Here is an 18,792-nt window from a genome sequence, read left to right as displayed (position 1 = left end):
TCTGAGGCAGCACCTGGCACGGCTGGGACGGAAGTCGCTGTCGTTCTCAAAATCGGTGGAGCTGCATGACAAAGTCATCGGGCATTATCTGAACATAAAACACTATCAATAAGTTGGAGTCATTACCAGAATCCCCACTGCCGGCGAGAGTTCGCTGGGAAGGAATTCAACATGACTATCAATATTTCCGGTAATTGACGGCAAAATATAGGGAGCTCGTTTTGATGTTGCGCCGGCAACATAATTCCGTATTTTTTTGGCCCGCGTTTTGTTCGCTTCTCGCTGGCTGCGATCCATAACATCGCCATCATTGTCCATTGCAAGAATACGACGTAACACGACCATAGGAACCGTCAGCATGTATTGTTCTATGCCGCCCTGTATTCCGCGTGTGGCCGGGACTCTGAAAAAATAGTTATCAGTATTCATAATATTTCCTTCGTATATCCGATACGTTCAGGAAGCACGTTTGCGCGTCGGTGTTTTGCGCTGCTATTTCCAGATCGGCGGTAAGCCGGCATCGATGCAAAGGACGCACCAGACGGAATACGCGATGTCACTTTCTCCGTTCACCCAGCGGCGCACCGTTCTGCCGTTCACGCCGACATGTCGCGCCAGTCCCTCCTGACTCAGGTTGAGCACATTTTCCAGCAGATAGCGGAGTTCATCCCCCGTCGGCGGGGTCCATTTATCAGCGGGACGGAAACAGCTTTCGCGGATCGCGCCCACGTTAAGCGGCACGGTATATTTATTGCCCATAGCAAGCCTCCAGAGCCGGCCGCACCACTGTGCGGCCGCGGTTATCAAATCAGACCATGTTCAGCAAAAGAGTAAATATCGCTGCCGCCCACAATCAGGTGATCGAGGACTTTGACATCAACCATCCCCAGCACCTGCGCCAGACGCTCGGTGATCAGCTTGTCAGCCTGGCTGGGTGTAGTGTTAGCGGAAGGATGGTTATGCGCCAGTACCACGGCGGCGGCATTATGATGCAGGGCGCGTTGCAGGACGATACGCGGATGAACGGTGACGCTGCTGATAGTTCCCTTAAACAGTTCTTCAAACGCAATCACGCCGTTGTGGCAGTTAAGAAAGAACGCGCAGAATGATTCGCGTGGTTCTGCAGCAAGACGAAACCGCAGTAAGGAACGCGCGGCGTCGGCGCCGGTGATAAAATCCGTTGTGGTAATTTTACCGGCAATAATGGCGTCCGCCTGGCGGATAATGTTGAGTTCTTCTGCTGAAAATTTCATATATTTCCCTCGTTAGGGGACCTGAGCACCATGCCCGGCCACAAATATATAATAGGACATTTTGTCCTAGATGTAAATACAGTGAAATATAAAAAAGCCCGATTTAACGGGCTTTTATGGTCTATTTCTGTCCCCCTGCAATAACTTCCAGTTCCGTCTCTGAAAGCATAATTTTCAGGCAGGGTTTGGTACGGCTGAGAAGTTCAATCGACCTCGGATCGAGCTCCAGGGATTCGCAAAAATCATCTCCGCCACAGGCATCACGCATCCGGTCCCAGAGCTCGTCAAAATCCGTTGTATCCGGATTAAAACCATTGGCGTAACAGACATTGTGCATCCCATTACTGTTTTTCTCACCTTTCGCCGCCATCACATACACGCCATGATCTTTGACAAAAAGAAGCGGGCAATTAAAACGCTTAACTTCAGCAATAACGACGTTGAGCATAGGATCAGTAAAAACAAGTTCTGATTGCATGGTCATAGTGTATTTACTCCCTGAAAGCTATTTGTTGACCGCAGCGGCGGTGAGAATGTCAGAAAGCGACCCCAGCAGATATAATTCGGTGAGCTCGCCTGTTTCATTCAGAATAAATAGCCCTGCAGGTCGGCCATTATGAAAAATAATGGCTTCATGCGATTGATGTAATTCACACTGACACAGCGAGAAATAAATAAGTGACCATTCAGGGGAAATAACGGTTTTATTGCCATGTTCCCGGATATAGCGGGCAACATCAGCCTGTTGCTGAGAATTGAGAGCAGTCATAAGGTGACTCCTGCGCCGGTCGGGGCGCTACCGTCGAAAGACCGGATTGCCTTTCGATGTAATTATTATACGTCTAATGAGCCATATAAATCAAGTTAATTTTGTTATTTCCCTGGTTTAAGGAGACTCTTTCCCCTGTAAATTTTGCATCACAAGCGCACCGTTCGGGCGCTGCAGGCGAATAATATCGTTCTGGCGAGCGTCTTTTTCCCGGATGATCCGCCAGGTTTCGGTGACGGCGCCGGCTGGCTGATACAGTCTGACCTTCACCTCGGAACGCTCTGCAGACAGCACAATGCAGCCTTTCTCATCTTGTGCAGCTGCGTGCCGGGCTTCATCTTTTTCCCGCGGACAGTCATCAAATCCTGATATTCGGACCGGGTGGCCATCGATATCAACCTGATAGCCGGGCGAAATCACGGGCACGGGCTGTGGCACATTCGGGAAATAATCAGCCAGATCACACCCTGTCAGGGCTACGGGCACAAGGCAGGCATACAGCATTAACATTCGGCGTGTGGTGATCATAAAGGGTCCTCTCTGGTCGCCGCGGGCCTTATTTCGCCTTCTCAACCAGCTGCAGTGACGGATGCTCACCGGCCAGAAGTAACAGGAAATTGAATTCCCCGGTCTTGAGCTTTACGCCGCGCTGAGCAGCCTTTTCTTTGGTCTGCCATGACGCCGGTTTATAGCCAAACAGCGCTGCAATTTCAGCGTGCTTCAGCCCCAGCGCCAGACGCAGGCGGCGAACGTCTTCGGCCGTGGCGGGATCTTTGACCATATCATCAGGACTGAATGCCCTGTTCAGGCGGTAATCAGGATGCACGCCGGCGATCAGCATCAGCATGTTATATTCGCCTGGGCGAAGACTGGTCTTGTTGTACTGGCTGAGATCGTCGCTGATAGCTTCCTTACGCTGCCAGGCGCGCAGTTCGTACCCCATGACAGCCCCTAATGCGGTTTCAGTCATGCCCATTTTTTCCCGGAGCGTCTTCACTGTTTCCGGCTGCGGAACGACGCTAACCATCTTAATCATTACCCTTCTCCCAGAAGTCTGAATTCAGAAAAATTTTCACCTGGCGCGTGCGGGGATAGTCCTGGTGCTTCAGCCCCTCCCGCGTGTCAGACAGGTACTGCGTTTCCTGCTGCACCTTGTTGATTTTGCCATTCCATTTGCGGGCCAGCGCCCGGTAACTCCCGTTCTCCAGCTGATAAACTTCAAACGTATACTTGTTCGGACCGCTCCAGCCTTCGTTGTAATAGACCTGTTTCATAGGATCTGCCTGATCGATGCGCCCCGTAAACATGACATCCCGGCTGCATTGCCTGAACCAGTAACCGCGGGGCATAGCCGGTGGCCGGTCGCTTATTTCCCGTCTGGATAGCGTGCCGAAAGGCTGTGAGCGCAGGTGACAACCTGATCTCAGGTCAATCTGGCATGGCGTGTTGTGCAGGGACCAGCGCCGCTGCCGCAGACAATGGCTCAGGGTGATCACAGGAACGACACGGGAAACGAACAGGGGGAATGATTGCATGGTTTTACTCCTTCGCCAGTCGGGGCGCTACCGAAAAATGAGCCTTGATAATACGACGAATGAGCCATATAAATCAAGTTAAAAATCAGGCGGCAGAGTTTCTGCCGCTGCTGTAGGTCAGTACCGTGGAGCCACGTCCTTTCCTTCGTCCCATAAACGGGAAAACTCGTTCACGTAGGCTTCAGTTACTGCAGGCGCGCCGCTGATCAGCACCACATTTTCCGCATTACGACTGTCTGCGCTGGCGCTGAAGTTAAACGAGCCGGTCAATACGGCGCGGCGGTCAAAGACCATGAATTTATCATGCATGGCCTCGTAGTTATCGTTGATCCGCACCGCCACGCGGTTATTGGCCAGAAAGTTCACTTCGGTGTACCGGTTGTCGTTCGCTTTGCGATCGGCCACCACCACCACCGATACGCCCCGTTTTTTTGCGGCACGCAACGCGCCGGCAACAGGACGACTGGTCAGGCTGTACGCGGCAACCAGAATCTCATGCTGCGCGTGGTCGATTGAATCCAGAACCAGATTTAATGCGGTCCCGCCGGGTGAAAACCCGGTTTTCACTTCAGTCGCAGCTTGCGCCTGGACATCGCCGGCAATATTGCCGGCCGCTGTTACCGGGTTTGCTGCCACGGCGCCGGCGATGAGGGTCAGGGTTAACAGCACATATTTTTTCACGCAGCCCCCTTAATCATCATCCGGGAACAGATGCTGGACGTTCTTACGGGTTTCTTCCAGATTCTTATCCTCCGGTGCTGCCGGTTCGGGAGCCACGGCGGGACTGTTTTCCGGCGCAGCGCCGCCTGCCGGCGACACCGTATTGCTGCCACCGCCGGTGGCCTGCAGAAACGCCTCAACCAGACGCGCCATTTCTCCTGTATCCTGCTGCGGCAGCGTACTGCTGATGATCCGCTGAATATCCTGCATCGTGGTGCTCTCCGTCAGGAATTCAGCGATCAGGAACGGCAGGCGTTCGTCCTGCTTCATCAACGCGGCACCACAGAGCATCATGGCGCGCATCGCGCGGCCACGCTCTTTCTGAGGCAGTTTCTCAAGAAAGCCGTCGGCTACCCGGTCCGCCGCATTGCGCTCCGGGTAGATATAAAACGAGCACTTACGGTTATCAGTCATACTCAGCCCTTCATTGCCACCATACCCAGAACCAGATCGAATTGCGGGTTATCACTGACGAAGAAACGATCGTCACTCACCCCCGTGGCCTGCTTCACTGCGCCGGCGACCAGGCTGGCACCGCCACCGACAACCATGACGTGCGTGAAGCCGGCAAAGCGGCCAACTGAATCGGTGACACGGTGCGTCAGGGCTTTTTCCCGCTCATGCAGTACCTTCATCACCTGGGCCCGCTGGTCAGCATTCTGGAGGTAACGGGAAAGAAACGTTTCGTCATTTCGCGCCTGGATCAGACGGTCGGCAAAATACGAACTGGTACGGGTGCTCACACTGGTATCCAGTGCATGTTTTACGGCTTCGGTGATGATGGATACGCCGGTTTTAGGATCGCAATGCGTCTTGGTGAATCCGGACATTTTGCTGCGAACGTGCGCGATATCCAGCGTGGTTCCACCGATATCCACAATCAGCAGGGAGTCCAGATCGTCCAGATCCTTCAGCACACTGAAGCCTGCAGGGACCGACTCTGGCAGTACGCTGACTTTACGCACGGTAAAGCTCTCACGCCCCTGAACGGCCACCGCGCGCTTCACGTTCGCTTTTTTCCGCTCGATGTTGGCCATATTAGGCTGATCGTTTTCATCCAGGTACTCGCCCAGCGGCAGCGTCACCACAACATCAACCGGCTGCGGTTCAATGCCAGACTGCATCAGGGCATGGTGGATAGCGACGACATTCACATCACTGTACTGATAGCGTGTTTCCGTGGTGCGCACGGCATCCGGGCTCAGCTGGTCAAAGCTGTACTTTTCCCCGTCAATTTCATAGTTGGCGGAAGCCGGCACCGATGAATCTGTCAGCAATGTCATGGACCATTCGGGCTTGAAGCTGTTCGGACTGATCAACGTTTTCACTGCGCCTTCTTCCATCCAGGCCAGTTTGATGTTGGTGGAACCGTCATCAACAAAAATACGCATTTTGAACCTCACATTATTTAGAAAAAAACCGTAGAAATCAGGAAAAATACAGCTTTCAAATGGATTATTACGCATCTCTGCTGACGTGTAAAGACAAAAAGATGCACCAATATAGAAAAATACAGAAAAATACCGAATAAAAATCAACAAAAGACGGTCAGACCGTCCTGAAAACGGTCTGACATAGAAAGAAAAGGGATTTATTTAGATTTATACGGAAATATCAGGGAGGGATACAGATTATTCCGGGAGCGTTAAATGACTGTCTGGCAGGCTGAATCGGACGCCATACTGACGACCAACATCGAGCGCAAACACGCGCGTGTAGGTTTCTGTGGTTTCCAGCCGGGAATGCCCGGCATAAGCCTGTACAACTTTCAGCGGAACCCCATGCTGGATCAGGTGCATACAGAAGCTGTGACGGAACGTGTGGCAGGTAACAGGGATACTAAAAGTGACAGAGTCACGTTTTGCGAGGTCCAGTGCCTTCCTGATCCAGTTACGCGGCGTGTTATCACTCTGCACCGGCCAGAGCAGCTGCTGTTTACCAATACGCAGGGTGGTCAGAAATTCACGCACCTTCCTGACATATTGAGGATCGGTCAGAGGAACAAGACGGAACACCTCTTCATCCTTGCCCGGCCTGCCGCGGCCACGCTGACGCTGTTTAAGCGTCTTCAGCCGGACAAACGGCCGGGAACCGTCAAGCTGAAAGCTGGCGCCGGTCAGCGCCAGCGCCTCATTAATACGCGCGCCCGTGTTCCAGAGGGTATCGAAAAGGACCTGCTGGCGCAGGTCTGGCACATACCGCAGAAACACCGACACCTCCGGGGCCAGCAGGTATTTGGGTAAATCAGCCTGGCTGGCCATCTCCCGCAGCGCCAGCGCATCGGCATAATCGAAGTAGGCATATGTCACGCGCCCGGTCCCGATGGCGTCGCTACGTGAATTCTGGGAAATTTGCAGGGGGAAAGTGTTCAATTTTTTAAAATCCGCTAATCAGCCGTCAGGCGACTGAATTTTATGAAATTTCTCGCTGAATTCGACCGCATCCTGCATATCAAACGTCATACTGCGGGTGGAGGCGGTCGAGCTCCAGCTTTTCCCGCCTTCGATTCTGTAAGGGGGTAGGGTCAGTCCGCGTAAAGGCTTGTCATGCCGGGCTGCAAAAACCAGCTGCCCGGCAGATACTTTTAACATCATAGCAAACATATCCGCGCTGATTCGGCGGCCTTTCAATCCACTCATAACAACCTGTAACTGAATCCTGTACCACGACTTTTGTTGTAAATCTGCTGACCAGACTGACCTTCATCTTCACTGAATACCACCATACGGCGGCCGTTAGTCAGTGAATCCATTTTACGCTGTGCGCCATTATCGTCATAACGCACAGGCAGGCACGCACCTTTATGGCTGTTTTCACTCTCGACGCGGAACACCCTTACCCTGACGGCGTTCTTCCGCACCTGGTCAGGATCTTCACCACTGACCACGCCCGTCAGTTTCTGAAGCGTATCTGCCGGACTGCTGTACTCAGCCTGGCTGAGATAGCGGCCGTTCGGGGTTAACCAGAAATCCTGGCTGTCACTGACACGGTAGGTTTCGCCGTGGCTGGCGATGCCTGAGACGTTACAGAAGCGGTCATAATCGGTGGGCTGTCCGGGGAGCATGGCGCACCCTGTCAGCAGCAGTGCCGGCAGGGCGGCGACGTATCCTTTGAATTTCATGTTGTCTCCTGTTCAGGATGAACCATTTCGGTCGGTGGCCGGTATCCCGGATACGGGATAAACGGCGCATCGGTGGCAATAAGGTCTAGCAGCTTCTGGCCACTGACCAGGATCATGCGGCTGTCTCCGCGAATGAGCGATTTGGTGCCTTCGCGCGTTTTGCCGGTATGGCAGAAAAAACCGCGGGCACCGGTGGCGTTCAGCAGGTCGCTGAAGTCACGGACGTGGCCAACGGCAATATAGCTGGTATAGCGTTTGGCCTGGATAAGCCAGGTCTGGCCATCAATCTTCACACGGCCATCAATCCCGCCGTCACCGGTATACCGGCGGTTACGGATCACTTCAAAGCCCCGGCGTTCAAAGCCTTCAAGCAGCAGCTCTTCGAACACAAACGGGTCAATCTTGCGCAGATAGGCAATTTTCTGCCCGAAATGCGGAAACGTATTAATTTTATCGATCACACGTACCGCGCTGGCCTGTTTCCGTTCGTGCCGGCGCCGGCGTCGCCGTGTACCCTGCCAGAGGCCATACAGCAGGATACCCGCAAGGATAAAAGAGCCGACAACATGGATGGACTCATTCATTATCGATCCTCAGCACTTCATACTTCAGCTGCCGCAGCAGCCTGTCTTTGCTCATGGTTTTCAGGGTGGGCCATTCCGCTTTCAGCGTCAGCGCGACGGTGGCAAGTTGTATGGTCCGGGGTACTGTCTCACCGTCCTCATATTTTACCAGGCTGGTACGGCTGATACCGAGCTCAGCCGCGGCGCGTTCCTGGGTCCAGTTCAGGCCCCGTCGCCACAGGATCAAGTCAAAGCCGGTCAATCCGCCGCACTCCCATGCTCAGTGCCGGGCTTCGTGCCGGCGGGTACGGCCTCTTTCCCCTGTGCCTTTTTTTCCGCCGGGGCCGGGTAGGCCGAGGCCAGTTGTGCCCGGAAATCACGCCACGCTGACAGCCAGAGCGCATCAGATACCTGGTCAGACGACAGATTAAGGACCGCATTGCGGTCACGCCAGTGGCTAAATGTCTGAGCCGGAAGGCCGGCACGCCGGCGCAACTGCTGCTCGTCGAAATAGGCACACTGAACCAGGAGGTGTCTGACGTTCTGCGGGACAACTTCATCTCTGGCCCCTTCCGGCACAGCCAGCATCCCGGCGCTGCATATACCCTGAATGCCCGCCTCGGTATAAATCTGCTGCAGATTGGTATCATCAACCTGCGCAGCGCCGGCGGTGTGCGCCACAACCAGCATGATGCCGGCAATAAGTGGTTTCTTTATCATGCGTACTCAGCTCCTGGCCGAATCCTGGTGGACTGGCCTGTTATAATCTGCCTGTATTTATAGCCTGAAAATGTTCATATTTGAACATTTTTTATGTATATTATTTCCGCAAATTCGCCATAAACACAACAGGAGACGCGATGGATATCAACTACTACGATAAACATCAGGAAGAATTTGAGGCGGTCACGCTGGCGCTGAAAGCCAATCTGGAAGAAGTTTGGGGCAGCAGCCTGAAAAATCAGGGGGAAAGCCTGGATGATCAGGTGACGTATATGAAGCTATTTGAAGAGCTGCAATACAACCTCAATCCGTACTACTTCAAGGAGAACACCTCAGCAAAAGAGATGGATGAAGATAAAGTAGCGGCCTTTGTGGCCAGAACCCGCGACTATAAGCACGGCATTACCATTAAATCCTGGCCGGGACGCCCGCAGAAATGGCTGAAAGGCCGAATCAAACCTCTTCATCCTGTGGAAGGCACAAACCTGTGCTGGATCGACACGTCCAACATTGTGCATATCGGTGCCGATAGGCAGTTTGACGATCAATATTACCTCACCGTGACCACACAGAACGGTCAGAGTTACCGCGTGAATGATGTCCTTCTGCCTGGACGCCTTCTGGATGCCGCTCATGAAGCCCTGTTCAGGGCGCTGGATTCAAGCACTGGCGGTAATTTCTGATACGGAGTTGCACCACGTTTATCGGGTACTTATACTGACAGTGATTAACAAATTAATTTTCCGTTTACTCCGACAGAAAGTTAAGTAGTAAAAACGTCTAGTAATTAAAAGGAGCCCTTCCTCACCAGTTGGGCTCCTTTTGTATATCCTTATTCATTTCATCAAATGTCGGTCCGAGAACTGTCCGCGGCCAGTTTCTGAATTGCACTGATCTCATCTCCGGTCAGCTCAGCACGACTGTCCAGCTGCTGCACGTTTTTGCTCCGGACCTCCCAGAAGTAGTACAAAAAGAATGCCTCGCATGTTCATGACTCTTCTCCCTGTTCGTTTTCACCTGCCCGGTATGCCCGCTGCCCCTTATAACCCAGCAGGGATTCGCACATCAGGTCAGTGATGCGTGCAATAGCGAGATCCGCATTGTCAGCACGCAGGGAAATCACGGCCGTTTCGCCCCGGTTCGCGGCATTCCAGACGCCAGGCAGCAGCGTCTGGAACCGGGCCCGGTCATCCCCCTCCGACAGCAGGGCCATTTCCGGTAGCCGTTCGCGGATCACCGCTTCACTGGCCTGCCGCAGGATATCGTCACGACTCCAGATGCACAGCGTTGCCGGTCCGCTGCGCATGAGGATAGTAGCAGCGTCAGCCATACTCAGTGTGTCCAGCTTCAGCATCTCCATGCCCGGCCGACGCAGCACAAATCCTATGGGCCGGCGGTACTTGCCCAGCTGCAGCAGATCGTCGTCTGTAAGCAGCTCCAGGCCACGCTGCAGAACCAGATGAAGCACGTCCGCTTCTTTGACCGGGCGGATCAGGTTTTGCCTGGCATTTGCCCGGACGGTCAGAACTTCAATACGATGCCAGAGCTCGTCATTAATATGCTTGGTGGCCATCAATCCTCTCCTTTACGGGCACGAATATAAATCAGCGTCACAACCACAACCGCGCCTATGGCCCAGCTAATCGCGGAGTAACCCTCCGGCATGTAGATCATGACCAGCATTGCCAGCAGTAAATATATAACGGCAGAAATCACCCCCTGACGCATCATAACCCCCTCTCTGTTAAACATTGTTCACTGGCCACCGGAATGCTCCCCGCCGACATAAAACCGTTTTCCATCCGCCGCTTTGCCCAGGCATACGGTTTGACCTGTGCTTAGCTGGCCGGCATCCATCATGAACGGCGCGCCCGGACCGCGAAAAACGTCCGTATCGAGGGCGGCAGGTTCGCCGGCAGCGACCGGCCGGACCATGCCCATATCGTAGCTGTCCGGCAGGTTATCCGGCAGGCAGGCCTGCGTGTAGTCGTCCGCGACCTTCTGCGCCTCTTCCTGCGTGGGGTAACGACCCAGCACGCCGGTGATCTCTTTCTTCAGTCCGAAGCCGTAGCCGCGAACCTTGTACGCTTCATATTCCATACCATTCACTCCGCTTGCCGTTGTTTACTGAATAACCACACTCTAATAAATTAGGTTTCATTCGTATATTATAAATATTTAGATTTAGCACTAAAAGCTAATTTAATAAAGCAACACACCGGTAATCATCACGCTGCGTGACGACCGCACGATTTACCCCGCCGGATGATTTGCGCCCTTATCTTTTCACCCTGTGACTTTTACGCCCGCAACCACCGGAAAATACCTTTTGGCCGGTGCCGCCATTGCGGAAAAAACGTAAATACCGGAAAAAACGAAATCAACAGGGAGAGGAAGGCAGGGGAACGGTCGCGCGGCTGCCGGCGCGGACACCATATCTTGTGCCGTTTCCGGCTGACGGAGCCACTACATATAGCGTTATCCACAGAAACGGTGGATAAGTGGCGGCGCTGCGGAGAATACCGCTAAACCGCAACGGCGAAAAAATGTGGTCCCGCGCGCAAAAGTGCGGTACAAATGGCTGTACATTATGTAAAGCCAGATGACTGTACAAAAAGGAAGGAGCATGACCGGTTTTTTTGAACGTAAAAAGCGGGCCAAAAACGCCCAGCTGACCGTGCGTCTCGATGAGCAGCTGAAGAAACGCGCCGAACTGCGTCTGGAGGCAATGGGGATGACCGCCACGGAAGCGGTGGAGCAGCTTTACCGCTTCATCGCCGATCACGGCCGGATGCCCGTCACGGAGCGTATCGTCACATTTGACATCCAGTCACAGCGCGGCCGCGCCATCGCCCTCAATCCCGCCGACGCTGTGACCGAAAACACCCGGCGGTTTCTGCAGTCGCTGGGAGCTGTGGAAGTGGTCTGCTGCGATCCCGCTGCATTTGAACAGGCGGTACTGGAGTACTTCAGCCTGTATGTGGCCGACCAGGCTGCCTGTTTACTGGCCGGTGTACTGAACGTCACGTTCATGGTTAATGCCGCCAGTCGCGTGAAAGATGACTGGCATGACAGGCTGCTGTCCCTGTTACAGCGCGACTTTGATTTCAGCGAAGAACAGTCAGTGACGTTCATTAACAGCATCGTAGACAGCGAACATGTCGATCCTGCCATCGTCAGTCGAAATAATACGGCCTGGCGGAGCGGAAAAAGCACCGGGTCCGGCGCCGCCGTCCTGCAGCGTTTCCTGACGTTCCTGGCGGAGCGGGGCGTCAGCTGCAGCGATCCGCAGAGACTGACCGAAAGCGCCGGCCGTGCATGGGGCGTGCGTGAAAATATGATCGGGAATATGCCCCCGGACATGCAGCAGGCCATAAACGATGGCGTCATTTTTGAGGCCAGCGCTGACACGCCGGACTTTTCCCCTGAGCTGGCGGCGGCGTTTGGCTTCACACAGGCCCAGGCAGAAGCGGTGCTGAAACCCGCCCTGGCCGCCAGGGATCTCCCCGGTTTCCTGCAGCGCTTTCTGGCGTTCCTGGCCGACCGGGGCATCAGCTGCAGCAATCCCCGGCGGTTTACTGAAAAGGTCACTGAACACGCCAGCCATGAGGGGCTGCACCGGCTTATTGCGATGTTGATGTCGCGCATCAGGGATGAGGGGGTCTGTTTTGTCTTTCACAATGAATCCCCGGACGAACTGCCGCGCCTGGCCGCGTCACTGCCCGGCGAACTGGCCGATACCTTCGGGTTTACGGGATGGCAGGCAACAACAATACTGCGTCAAATCCAGCCGGCACGGCCGGGGCAGGATTAGGGCCGGGAGCCTCACGCGATGAAAACGACCTGTTATGCGGACGGCATCACGGCGGCGCCACTTTCCCCGCAGGAGTGGCGGGCACTGCTCAGGGCGAAAGGCTGGAAGCAGAAGGATCTGGCCCGCCGCTGGAATGTGTCAGAAACCTGGATCAGTAAGCTGGCCAATAACCCCGATCGGGGCACGCACTGGAACGATGCCTGCCGGGGTCTGCCCGATATGCGTGCCCGGCGGCCCGGCGAACCGCGCGCGGCAGGCACAGACGCACCAGAGCCGGGAGGCCCTGAATGAACAAACGTCTTCACCTCATCACCACCTGTACCCGGCGCAAGGCGGGCAGCGTGGAGGATACCGTTTTTCCGGGCGACACTTCCCTTGATGACGCCTTTGACGGCTGGTACAGGCTGATCGCCCAGGCCGCCCGCCGTCCTGGCAGGGTGCTGGAAACGGGAGAGCTTTACCGGGGCGCACACTGGCTGCGTGCCCGCGGTATCGCGGCGCGGTGGCCGGGCATCGAGCTGTGGGCCATGTCGGCCGGTCTGGGGCTGCGCCACCATACCGATCCGGCGGTCGCGTATGAGGCAACGTTTCACGCCATGCCCTTCGCGCCGGCGACCGTCTGGGGCTCACTGACGGCACGCCCCCCGCTGGCGGGCCGCTGCGCCTCCCTGGCTGAGCTGATGCAACGCTGCCCGGACGATCGCTTTGTGATCGCCGGTTCACCCGTGTATATCAGCGCGGCTGAGCAGGATATTCTGGCCGGCGTGCCGGCACTGCATGATGCGGCCGCTCAGCTGATTATCGTGACCTCACAGGGCTATCGTGGTCCGCTGCAGCCGTTTCTTAAAAGAAGCCGCGCGGACATGATGGCGACCCTGAAATCGAACATGACGTGCCTGAATATTGCCTGCGCCGGCGCCCTGATTGACGCCATGATGCAGGCAGACGCCCGGCAGGCGGCAACCATTTAATACAGACAGAGACTGGCGCTACCGTCGCCAGAAGGGGGTTTTACATGTTCAGCATCATTTATCACGCCGGCGCAGCCGTCCTTTTCCTGGTCATGAGCCTGGCGGCCGGCGCCGGCCTCCTGCTTCATAGCCATGAATATACGACAGGTCATTTCTGGAACATGACGGGGCTGTGCATTGTGTCAACTCTCGTCTGGATCTGGGCTGTAGCTCAGGCAAAAGAAGCCTGGTACATTTCACGAAACATCAAAAAAGGACTCTGACCATGAAAGATGAAATTCGCCACGAAAAACCCGTTGAAGTGAATATACAGCTGACACACAGAGAAGCGCAGGCTCTGGCGCAACTGGTTAAGCGTCTGGGATTCAGTGACTGCCGCGGCCTGGCGACGTCAGATATTGAGGCATATCTGATGATGGATGGAATCAACCAGATCATGAAAGCACTGGCTGAAGAGGGCTATGCACCACGATAAGGGCCGGGACTATCTGGAATTAGCCGGAAATACGGCCCTATCACGCGGGCAGTAAGGAGAGGTTTTAATGTTCCCGACACCAGGGAAAACAAGCCGCCGTCAAGAGCGGCTGCACATCGCTGTTATCGCATAAACGCCGCGGGAATATCCTTCCACTGCGTGGTGTAGGCCGGGGACAACATTTCACGGCGCATGGCATATTCCGGATCAATACCTTCTCCGGCGAAGAAGATCCTTGACCTTCCTTCCCTGTTTATTTTGTCGATGGTGGCCATCAGTTTTTCGCTGCCCGGCCGCACAGCAGCCGGCGAAAACAGATCCAGCTGGGTTTCATATCCCTGCAGATCGCTGAGCATCACGCCGGCTTTTGCATACCGCACGCCCTCACGCCAGATACGCGACAGTCCCAGCTGCGCCGCGGCGATGATGTCGCGGGTATCCTGGCTTGGCACGGGAAGCACTTCCGTAGCCTGGTTACTGTAGGGCACACCGCCGGCGTCATAAGCACTGCTGCGGATAAAGACCGTTACCACCTTCGCCAGACGGTTTTCCTGGCGCAACTTTTCTCCTGCCCGTGTGGCATATTTAGTCACCGCCTGCTGCATCTGCGCCAGTTGCGTGACCCGCGATCCAAACGAACGGGATACAACAAGCTGCTGTTTCGCGCCGGTACCTTCTTCCAGGGCAAAGCAGGCCTCGCCACGCAGCTCACGGATGGTGCGTTCCAGCGTCACACCGTACAGCCGGCGTGCCAGTCGGATATCCATCTCTGCGAGCGCCAGCGCCGTTTTGATCCCCATTGTCGCCAGCCCTTTTTCGGTACGATGGCCAACCCCCCACACATCGCCGGCCGACACCAGGCTCATCAGCCTTTTCAGTCTTACAGGATCACTGAGCGCCACAACCCCCCCGGTGGCAGGCCACGTCTTCGCGGCGTGGTTGCACAGTTTGGCCAGCGTCTTCGTTGGCGCGACGCCGACTCCACAGGTGAGCGTTGTCTGGCGCAGCACTTCAGCCCGCAAAAGCTGGCCAAACGCCTGCGGCGTCATCACTCCCTCCATATGAGAGGCATCCGCAAAGAGCTCATCAATTGAGTAAACAAATGTCCGCGGCGCCAGACTCTCCACCACGGTTGCAAATCTGGCGGAGAATGAGGCGTAAAGGGTGTAGTTGGAACTGAATACGGCAACGTTATGCTGTTCCAGCAGGCGGCGGCAGCGGAAATAGGGCTCCCCGCGGCGCACGCCAAGCGCTTTCGCCGCGCGATTGACCGCAACAAGCGCCCCGTCGTTGTTGCTGAGAACGACCACAGGGCGACCTCGTAAATCAGGGCGGAACGCTTCTTCGCAGCTGCAGTACATCGAATTGACATCGATTAAGGCGTACACGGGCGGTGTCTCATGACAGTGAACGTAACCACACCCCATATCTGCAGCGCCTCCGGATCAAACCTGATTGGCGGAAAAGCCGGATTCAGCGGCATCAGGCAGGGGTAAGGGCGGAGCTGCAGCTGCTTGACCGTAAATTCATTATCGATGCTGGCAATCACGATGCTGCCGTGCCGGGGCTCTTCTGCCCGATCGACGACCAGCACATCGCCATCATGAATGCGGGCATCACGCATAGAATCGCCGGACACACGCAAGAAGTACGTTGCGGCCGGACGCCGCACGCAGTAATCATGCAGGTTAAGTTCATTGGCCTCATAGCCTGCGGCCGGGCTGGGAAAGCCGGCCGCAACGGGCTCGGCAAAAAAAGGGAGTGCGTCACCTTCCACTGAAGGCCGGGGATAAACGAGATCCAGCGCCATAATTTAGCCTCCAATAACTGTTTATACATACAGTGTGCGCCGGGAGACCGGTAGAGATCAAGGGGTGAAAGTCCCCGACCATTGAAGGACCAGCAATCCACAAGGTCCCCGAGTCATGCGTTGCATACCGCGAGGTATGGGGCGAAGCGTTGACAGGGGTGTTGACAGGCCAGCCATTGAGCCACGAAATGTATATTAAATTACCGGGTGCCGACGTTGTACTGTTAACGGAAGGCAACATCATAGGGTGCGATACTGCGAGTGCCACATGGACCCGGCGGGGTCTGAGACCCTGGCATGTCAATACGATCTCTACGCGGGAACCGGGAGATCTCCCCTCTGACCATCTGCCAGTGTCGGAGATGGCCCGCACCGGGAAGACGAGGAATCATAGCCGGTGATGTACGGAGAGGAGAAGTCGGACTCGCTCATAGTAGCGGCGAAGCAGGCGAACAACCCGAAAGGAGCGGAGTCAGTGGAGCGAAGGAGCGGGGCCAAGGGGAACGCGGAACAGCCACACATGCGCCGGACACAGAGCCGGGAAAGCATGTCACAGAGGCTGTCACGCGTGCGGGAAGCTGCGAAGCAGCGGAAGAAAGAACGGTTTACAGCATTGTTCCACCTGCTGACAGTCGAAGCACTGGAAGCCGCATTCCTCTCCCTGAGCAGGAAAGCGGCCGCCGGAGTGGATGGCATCAGGTGGATGGACTACGCCGGAAACATGAAGAACAACATAACAGATCTGCACCGGAGGCTACATCAGGGCAGCTACAGGGCGCAGCCCGGCAGGCGTCACTACATCCCAAAAGCGGATGGAAAACAACGCCCGCTCGGCATCGCCTCGCTGGAGGACAAGATCGTCCAGTATGCGCTGGTGAAAATCCTGAACGCAGTCTATGAAAACGACTTTATGGGGTTCTCATACGGGTTCAGACCCGGGCGAAGCCAGCACGATGCACTGGACGCACTGGCCACAGGGCTGGTACGCACTAACGTAAACTGGGTACTGGATGCCGACATCAGTCAGTTCTTTGACAGGGTGAGCCACGAATGGCTGATCAGGTTCACAGAGCATCGGATCGGCGACCGGAGGGTAATCAGGCTCATACGTAAGTGGCTCACAGCCGGGACGTCGGAGGAGGGTCAATGGCGAGCAACGGAGGAAGGCACCCCACAGGGTGCGGTCATCTCACCGCTGCTGGCAAACATATACCTCCACTACGTCTTCGATCTGTGGGCGCATCAGTGGCGACGTCGCTATGCCACAGGCAATGTGGTAATGGTCAGATACGCCGATGACATCGTCATCGGGTTCGACAAACGATACGATGCCCGGCGCTTCCGTATAGCCATGCAGCGCAGACTGAGGGAGTTCGGACTCACGGTTCACCCGGAGAAAACCCGTCTGATGGAGTTCGGCCGCTTCGCTGCCGAAAACCGTGCCATCAGGGGAAAAGGCAAACCAGAAACGTTCAACTTCCTCGGGTTCACGCACATCAGCGGGAAAGATCGCAACGGCAGGTTCATGCTGATACGAAAGACCCGCCGGGATCGGATGACGGCAACTCTGAAAGCCATCAAAGACGGTCTGCGAAGGCGCTGGCATTACTCAATCCCCGAACAGGGAAAATGGCTCAGGAGAGTGGTTCAGGGATACCTGAACTATCACTCGGTACCGGGCAACTTCCCCACCATGCAGAAGTTCAGGACACACGTAACAAACCTCTGGCGCCGGGCGCTCAGGCGCAGGAGCCAGAAGGATGATACGACCTGGACGAAAGCAAACAAACTGGCAGCCGCATGGCTACCAAGGGTTCGGGTTCTTCATCCATGGCCTGTGGAGCGGTTCACCGCCAGACACCCGAGGCAGGAGCCCGGTGCGTAAATCGCGCACGCCGGGATCTGTGCGGGGGGTATCCGGTAACGGGTATCCCTACCGCGACATATTGCAGGCTTCAGGAAACAGGCAATGCCGGCATATTTCATGCCGGCACGCTGGGGTCAGGTCAGGATGGTGGCCAGACGGCCAAGAACGTCGTCCATGATAGTCTCTGGCACCCGTTCGAGTCGTTTGCCGCCGCGGGCTTTCATATCGATCGTCCGGGGTTGATCGCAACGCACAACGCCGGTGGTACGTATGCCGGCGCCGTCAAGCGACACAGCAAAGCCTGCTGTGCGGGCAAAATTGCCTCCGCTGGTCACGGGCACAACAACAGGCAGGCGGGTCACGCGGTTAAAAGCAGCCGGCGTGACAATCAGTACCGGCCGCGTTCCCTGCTGCTCATGACCTGCGGTAGGGTCAAGCGAGACAAGCCAGATTTCCCCTCTTTCCATGTCAGATTTCCTCCTGACCAGCCGCCGGCGCATCCAGCCATTCACGTTCTTCTGCCGAGATTTCAGCGTTCGGATCGCACTGTGCCAACAGCTCAGCCAGTGAATACTGCGGGCGTCTGTGCGGCTCCACAATCAGCCGGCCATTATCAATGACCATGCCAACTTCATTATCTGTACCCAGCGACAGCGCATTCAGCAGTGCCGGTGGGACGGTCAGCATGACTGAGCCGCCAACCTTCTTCAGTCGAGTGGTATGCATTTTTCACCTCCATAAAAGTTATATTTAAATATAACATTCACAAAAAAACATACCAGCCTTTAACGCACAATATTTAATAAAAATATAACTTTCAGCCCAACAGTAAACCCAGCGCGGTAGCTTCCATATGCAGCAATACCGGCAGCAGCAGGCCGCCACTTCTGATCCGGGCAGCTGATGTAATCAGCCCCACCAGGAACATTTCTGCCAGGGTCAGCAGGTTCTGATACTGCATATGCACGGCGGCAAACAGCAAAGACGTTATCAGCGCGCCCAGCCACATCGTCCAGTTGTACCTCGAACGGAAGACGTTCAGCACTGAAGGATCCCCTCATAAATCAGCCATAGCATAGCCATATTTGAGCAACTGATTGGCGAATAATACCCAGGCCGCCAGCAATTCTTTCTCCGTGATTTGATAATCAGGCCGCCTGAGTACCTCCAA

At 55.5% G+C, this 18,792-nt stretch carries 32 protein-coding genes and 1 pseudogene; 8 read left to right on the top strand and 25 right to left on the bottom strand.

The features are described from left to right. Positions 1-112 (top strand): IS1 family transposase (locus tag ABK821_RS24660; RefSeq protein WP_001691633.1); only part of this gene is annotated, 112 nt, incomplete at its 5' end. Here ABK821_RS24660 and ABK821_RS24655 read toward each other — a convergent pair. From ABK821_RS24655 to ABK821_RS24575, 17 genes are all read right to left on the bottom strand, one after another. After that, positions 106-429, bottom strand: coding sequence for a DGQHR domain-containing protein (locus tag ABK821_RS24655; RefSeq protein ID WP_019725063.1), 324 nt, complete (start codon positions 427-429; stop codon positions 106-108). The two genes, ABK821_RS24660 and ABK821_RS24655, sit on opposite strands and share 7 nt — an antisense overlap. Before the next feature lie 63 nt (positions 430-492). After that, a complete protein-coding gene (locus ABK821_RS24650; protein WP_004187367.1) occupies positions 493-759 on the bottom strand; it encodes a DNA-binding transcriptional regulator in 267 nt (88 codons plus the stop codon). A 44-nt stretch (positions 760-803) separates the two neighbouring features. Beyond that, on the bottom strand, positions 804-1,253 hold the full coding sequence (locus ABK821_RS24645; protein WP_004187369.1) for a RadC family protein: 450 nt from the start codon (positions 1,251-1,253) through the stop codon (positions 804-806). A gap of 121 nt (positions 1,254-1,374) precedes the next feature. After that, entirely contained in the window at positions 1,375-1,737 is a 363-nt protein-coding gene (locus ABK821_RS24640; protein ID WP_004187371.1) for a DUF3085 domain-containing protein, read from the bottom strand. A gap of 21 nt (positions 1,738-1,758) precedes the next feature. Beyond that, entirely contained in the window at positions 1,759-2,022 is a 264-nt protein-coding gene (locus ABK821_RS24635; protein WP_004187372.1) for a hypothetical protein, read from the bottom strand. Positions 2,023-2,139: 117 nt separating this feature from the next. Continuing rightward, positions 2,140-2,550: a hypothetical protein gene (locus tag ABK821_RS24630; RefSeq protein WP_004206907.1), complete on the bottom strand. Its 411-nt coding sequence runs from the start codon at positions 2,548-2,550 to the stop codon at positions 2,140-2,142. Positions 2,551-2,578: 28 nt separating this feature from the next. Beyond that, the gene (locus ABK821_RS24625) at positions 2,579-3,058 is read right to left on the bottom strand and encodes a hypothetical protein (RefSeq protein WP_004187375.1); all 480 of its coding nucleotides are present in this window, start codon (positions 3,056-3,058) and stop codon (positions 2,579-2,581) included. Beyond that, positions 3,051-3,296 carry a hypothetical protein gene (locus ABK821_RS24620; protein WP_019725064.1) on the bottom strand — a complete coding sequence of 82 codons (246 nt, stop codon included), beginning with the start codon at positions 3,294-3,296 and terminating at the stop codon, positions 3,051-3,053. Before ABK821_RS24620 ends, ABK821_RS24625 begins: the two co-directional genes overlap by 8 nt. A gap of 378 nt (positions 3,297-3,674) precedes the next feature. Continuing rightward, complete coding sequence (locus ABK821_RS24615; protein WP_019725065.1) at positions 3,675-4,238, bottom strand: phospholipase D family protein; 564 nt, start codon at positions 4,236-4,238, stop codon at positions 3,675-3,677. 9 nt (positions 4,239-4,247) lie between these two features. Continuing rightward, positions 4,248-4,691, bottom strand: a complete 444-nt coding sequence (locus ABK821_RS24610) for a plasmid partitioning/stability family protein (RefSeq protein ID WP_004187380.1) — start codon at positions 4,689-4,691, stop codon at positions 4,248-4,250. Between the two features lie 2 nt (positions 4,692-4,693). Continuing rightward, complete coding sequence (locus ABK821_RS24605; RefSeq protein WP_004187382.1) at positions 4,694-5,668, bottom strand: plasmid segregation protein ParM; 975 nt, start codon at positions 5,666-5,668, stop codon at positions 4,694-4,696. 240 nt (positions 5,669-5,908) lie between these two features. Next, complete coding sequence (locus ABK821_RS24600) at positions 5,909-6,649, bottom strand: tyrosine-type recombinase/integrase (RefSeq protein WP_004187383.1); 741 nt, start codon at positions 6,647-6,649, stop codon at positions 5,909-5,911. Positions 6,650-6,667: 18 nt separating this feature from the next. Next, on the bottom strand, positions 6,668-6,871 hold the full coding sequence (locus tag ABK821_RS24595) for a hypothetical protein (protein ID WP_223216382.1): 204 nt from the start codon (positions 6,869-6,871) through the stop codon (positions 6,668-6,670). Positions 6,872-6,912: 41 nt separating this feature from the next. Further along, positions 6,913-7,398, bottom strand: coding sequence for a hypothetical protein (locus tag ABK821_RS24590; RefSeq protein ID WP_004187390.1), 486 nt, complete (start codon positions 7,396-7,398; stop codon positions 6,913-6,915). Continuing rightward, positions 7,395-7,982, bottom strand: a complete 588-nt coding sequence (locus ABK821_RS24585; RefSeq protein WP_004187392.1) for a restriction endonuclease — start codon at positions 7,980-7,982, stop codon at positions 7,395-7,397. Before ABK821_RS24585 ends, ABK821_RS24590 begins: the two co-directional genes overlap by 4 nt. Beyond that, positions 7,975-8,223 (bottom strand): helix-turn-helix transcriptional regulator, encoded by a 249-nt coding sequence (locus ABK821_RS24580; protein ID WP_004187394.1) that lies wholly within the window; start codon positions 8,221-8,223, stop codon positions 7,975-7,977. Before ABK821_RS24580 ends, ABK821_RS24585 begins: the two co-directional genes overlap by 8 nt. Then, entirely contained in the window at positions 8,220-8,681 is a 462-nt protein-coding gene (locus ABK821_RS24575; protein WP_004187397.1) for a hypothetical protein, read from the bottom strand. The genes ABK821_RS24580 and ABK821_RS24575 overlap by 4 nt, the downstream gene beginning before the upstream one ends. A gap of 140 nt (positions 8,682-8,821) precedes the next feature. Here ABK821_RS24575 and ABK821_RS24570 point away from each other — a divergent pair, with 140 nt between their 5' ends. Continuing rightward, entirely contained in the window at positions 8,822-9,367 is a 546-nt protein-coding gene (locus ABK821_RS24570) for a hypothetical protein (protein ID WP_004187400.1), read from the top strand. A 305-nt stretch (positions 9,368-9,672) separates the two neighbouring features. Here ABK821_RS24570 and ABK821_RS24565 read toward each other — a convergent pair whose 3' ends face one another. Genes ABK821_RS24565 through ABK821_RS24555 form a run of 3 tightly spaced genes read right to left on the bottom strand, consistent with a single transcriptional unit; the run spans position 9,673 to position 10,784 of the window. After that, entirely contained in the window at positions 9,673-10,257 is a 585-nt protein-coding gene (locus ABK821_RS24565; protein ID WP_015059997.1) for a hypothetical protein, read from the bottom strand. Continuing rightward, the gene (locus ABK821_RS24560) at positions 10,257-10,436 is read right to left on the bottom strand and encodes a hypothetical protein (RefSeq protein ID WP_122019363.1); all 180 of its coding nucleotides are present in this window, start codon (positions 10,434-10,436) and stop codon (positions 10,257-10,259) included. The genes ABK821_RS24565 and ABK821_RS24560 overlap by 1 nt, the downstream gene beginning before the upstream one ends. A gap of 3 nt (positions 10,437-10,439) precedes the next feature. Then, positions 10,440-10,784, bottom strand: a complete 345-nt coding sequence (locus ABK821_RS24555; protein WP_004187406.1) for a hypothetical protein — start codon at positions 10,782-10,784, stop codon at positions 10,440-10,442. Between the two features lie 526 nt (positions 10,785-11,310). Here ABK821_RS24555 and ABK821_RS24550 point away from each other — a divergent pair. The 5 genes from ABK821_RS24550 to ABK821_RS24530 are packed head-to-tail and all read left to right on the top strand — an operon-like array spanning position 11,311 to position 13,944. Then, positions 11,311-12,498 carry a type II toxin-antitoxin system RelB/DinJ family antitoxin gene (locus ABK821_RS24550; RefSeq protein WP_015059996.1) on the top strand — a complete coding sequence of 396 codons (1,188 nt, stop codon included), beginning with the start codon at positions 11,311-11,313 and terminating at the stop codon, positions 12,496-12,498. Positions 12,499-12,516: 18 nt separating this feature from the next. Further along, positions 12,517-12,789: a helix-turn-helix transcriptional regulator gene (locus ABK821_RS24545; RefSeq protein WP_015059995.1), complete on the top strand. Its 273-nt coding sequence runs from the start codon at positions 12,517-12,519 to the stop codon at positions 12,787-12,789. Beyond that, positions 12,786-13,469: a hypothetical protein gene (locus ABK821_RS24540; protein ID WP_015059994.1), complete on the top strand. Its 684-nt coding sequence runs from the start codon at positions 12,786-12,788 to the stop codon at positions 13,467-13,469. The genes ABK821_RS24545 and ABK821_RS24540 overlap by 4 nt, the downstream gene beginning before the upstream one ends. 44 nt (positions 13,470-13,513) lie before the next feature. Continuing rightward, complete coding sequence (locus ABK821_RS24535; protein WP_004187411.1) at positions 13,514-13,732, top strand: hypothetical protein; 219 nt, start codon at positions 13,514-13,516, stop codon at positions 13,730-13,732. A gap of 2 nt (positions 13,733-13,734) precedes the next feature. Continuing rightward, complete coding sequence (locus ABK821_RS24530) at positions 13,735-13,944, top strand: hypothetical protein (RefSeq protein WP_004187413.1); 210 nt, start codon at positions 13,735-13,737, stop codon at positions 13,942-13,944. Between the two features lie 122 nt (positions 13,945-14,066). Here ABK821_RS24530 and umuC read toward each other — a convergent pair whose 3' ends face one another. Further along, on the bottom strand, positions 14,067-15,332 hold the full coding sequence (gene umuC, locus ABK821_RS24525) for a translesion error-prone DNA polymerase V subunit UmuC (protein ID WP_019725070.1): 1,266 nt from the start codon (positions 15,330-15,332) through the stop codon (positions 14,067-14,069). Then, positions 15,320-15,754, bottom strand: coding sequence for a LexA family transcriptional regulator (locus ABK821_RS24520; protein ID WP_004187425.1), 435 nt, complete (start codon positions 15,752-15,754; stop codon positions 15,320-15,322). Before ABK821_RS24520 ends, umuC begins: the two co-directional genes overlap by 13 nt. Positions 15,755-16,151: 397 nt before the next feature. On the opposite strand from ABK821_RS24520, the gene ltrA reads away from it, so the two are divergent. Beyond that, positions 16,152-17,639 (top strand): group II intron reverse transcriptase/maturase, encoded by a 1,488-nt coding sequence (ltrA, locus tag ABK821_RS24515; RefSeq protein WP_004178082.1) that lies wholly within the window; start codon positions 16,152-16,154, stop codon positions 17,637-17,639. A gap of 116 nt (positions 17,640-17,755) precedes the next feature. Here the strand turns inward: ltrA and pemK-mt are convergent, their stop codons facing one another. The 3 genes and pseudogenes from pemK-mt to ABK821_RS24500 form a co-directional block, all read right to left on the bottom strand. Beyond that, positions 17,756-18,088: a type II toxin-antitoxin system toxin endoribonuclease PemK-mt gene (gene pemK-mt, locus ABK821_RS24510; RefSeq protein ID WP_004187427.1), complete on the bottom strand. Its 333-nt coding sequence runs from the start codon at positions 18,086-18,088 to the stop codon at positions 17,756-17,758. Position 18,089: 1 nt separating this feature from the next. Further along, on the bottom strand, positions 18,090-18,347 hold the full coding sequence (pemI, locus tag ABK821_RS24505) for a type II toxin-antitoxin system antitoxin PemI (protein ID WP_004187429.1): 258 nt from the start codon (positions 18,345-18,347) through the stop codon (positions 18,090-18,092). Positions 18,348-18,438: 91 nt separating this feature from the next. Continuing rightward, positions 18,439-18,666, bottom strand: a pseudogene (locus tag ABK821_RS24500) (type II CAAX prenyl endopeptidase Rce1 family protein); the annotation flags it as partial. Between the last annotated feature and the right edge of the window lie 126 nt (positions 18,667-18,792).

Origin of the sequence: Klebsiella sp. KE9456 (genome assembly GCF_043832615.1) — a bacterium.
Lineage (GTDB): Bacteria > Pseudomonadota > Gammaproteobacteria > Enterobacterales > Enterobacteriaceae > Klebsiella > Klebsiella indica.
Note: the sequence above shows the minus strand (reverse complement) of the source record. Positions and strands in the feature narration are given on the sequence as shown.

Coding starts and splice junctions, on each gene's coding strand:
- ABK821_RS24655 (WP_019725063.1), bottom strand. CDS start 429: ATGAATACTGATAACTATTTTTTCAGAGTCCCGGCCACACGCGGAATA.
- ABK821_RS24650 (WP_004187367.1), bottom strand. CDS start 759: ATGGGCAATAAATATACCGTGCCGCTTAACGTGGGCGCGATCCGCGAA.
- ABK821_RS24645 (WP_004187369.1), bottom strand. CDS start 1,253: ATGAAATTTTCAGCAGAAGAACTCAACATTATCCGCCAGGCGGACGCC.
- ABK821_RS24640 (WP_004187371.1), bottom strand. CDS start 1,737: ATGACCATGCAATCAGAACTTGTTTTTACTGATCCTATGCTCAACGTC.
- ABK821_RS24635 (WP_004187372.1), bottom strand. CDS start 2,022: ATGACTGCTCTCAATTCTCAGCAACAGGCTGATGTTGCCCGCTATATC.
- ABK821_RS24630 (WP_004206907.1), bottom strand. CDS start 2,550: ATGATCACCACACGCCGAATGTTAATGCTGTATGCCTGCCTTGTGCCC.
- ABK821_RS24625 (WP_004187375.1), bottom strand. CDS start 3,058: ATGATTAAGATGGTTAGCGTCGTTCCGCAGCCGGAAACAGTGAAGACG.
- ABK821_RS24620 (WP_019725064.1), bottom strand. CDS start 3,296: ATGAAACAGGTCTATTACAACGAAGGCTGGAGCGGTCCGAACAAGTAT.
- ABK821_RS24610 (WP_004187380.1), bottom strand. CDS start 4,691: ATGACTGATAACCGTAAGTGCTCGTTTTATATCTACCCGGAGCGCAAT.
- ABK821_RS24605 (WP_004187382.1), bottom strand. CDS start 5,668: ATGCGTATTTTTGTTGATGACGGTTCCACCAACATCAAACTGGCCTGG.
- ABK821_RS24595 (WP_223216382.1), bottom strand. CDS start 6,871: ATGATGTTAAAAGTATCTGCCGGGCAGCTGGTTTTTGCAGCCCGGCAT.
- ABK821_RS24590 (WP_004187390.1), bottom strand. CDS start 7,398: ATGAAATTCAAAGGATACGTCGCCGCCCTGCCGGCACTGCTGCTGACA.
- ABK821_RS24585 (WP_004187392.1), bottom strand. CDS start 7,982: ATGAATGAGTCCATCCATGTTGTCGGCTCTTTTATCCTTGCGGGTATC.
- ABK821_RS24575 (WP_004187397.1), bottom strand. CDS start 8,681: ATGATAAAGAAACCACTTATTGCCGGCATCATGCTGGTTGTGGCGCAC.
- ABK821_RS24570 (WP_004187400.1), top strand. CDS start 8,822: ATGGATATCAACTACTACGATAAACATCAGGAAGAATTTGAGGCGGTC.
- ABK821_RS24565 (WP_015059997.1), bottom strand. CDS start 10,257: ATGGCCACCAAGCATATTAATGACGAGCTCTGGCATCGTATTGAAGTT.
- ABK821_RS24560 (WP_122019363.1), bottom strand. CDS start 10,436: ATGTTTAACAGAGAGGGGGTTATGATGCGTCAGGGGGTGATTTCTGCC.
- ABK821_RS24555 (WP_004187406.1), bottom strand. CDS start 10,784: ATGGAATATGAAGCGTACAAGGTTCGCGGCTACGGCTTCGGACTGAAG.
- ABK821_RS24550 (WP_015059996.1), top strand. CDS start 11,311: ATGACCGGTTTTTTTGAACGTAAAAAGCGGGCCAAAAACGCCCAGCTG.
- ABK821_RS24545 (WP_015059995.1), top strand. CDS start 12,517: ATGAAAACGACCTGTTATGCGGACGGCATCACGGCGGCGCCACTTTCC.
- ABK821_RS24540 (WP_015059994.1), top strand. CDS start 12,786: ATGAACAAACGTCTTCACCTCATCACCACCTGTACCCGGCGCAAGGCG.
- ABK821_RS24535 (WP_004187411.1), top strand. CDS start 13,514: ATGTTCAGCATCATTTATCACGCCGGCGCAGCCGTCCTTTTCCTGGTC.
- ABK821_RS24530 (WP_004187413.1), top strand. CDS start 13,735: ATGAAAGATGAAATTCGCCACGAAAAACCCGTTGAAGTGAATATACAG.
- ABK821_RS24520 (WP_004187425.1), bottom strand. CDS start 15,754: ATGGCGCTGGATCTCGTTTATCCCCGGCCTTCAGTGGAAGGTGACGCA.
- pemK-mt (WP_004187427.1), bottom strand. CDS start 18,088: ATGGAAAGAGGGGAAATCTGGCTTGTCTCGCTTGACCCTACCGCAGGT.
- pemI (WP_004187429.1), bottom strand. CDS start 18,347: ATGCATACCACTCGACTGAAGAAGGTTGGCGGCTCAGTCATGCTGACC.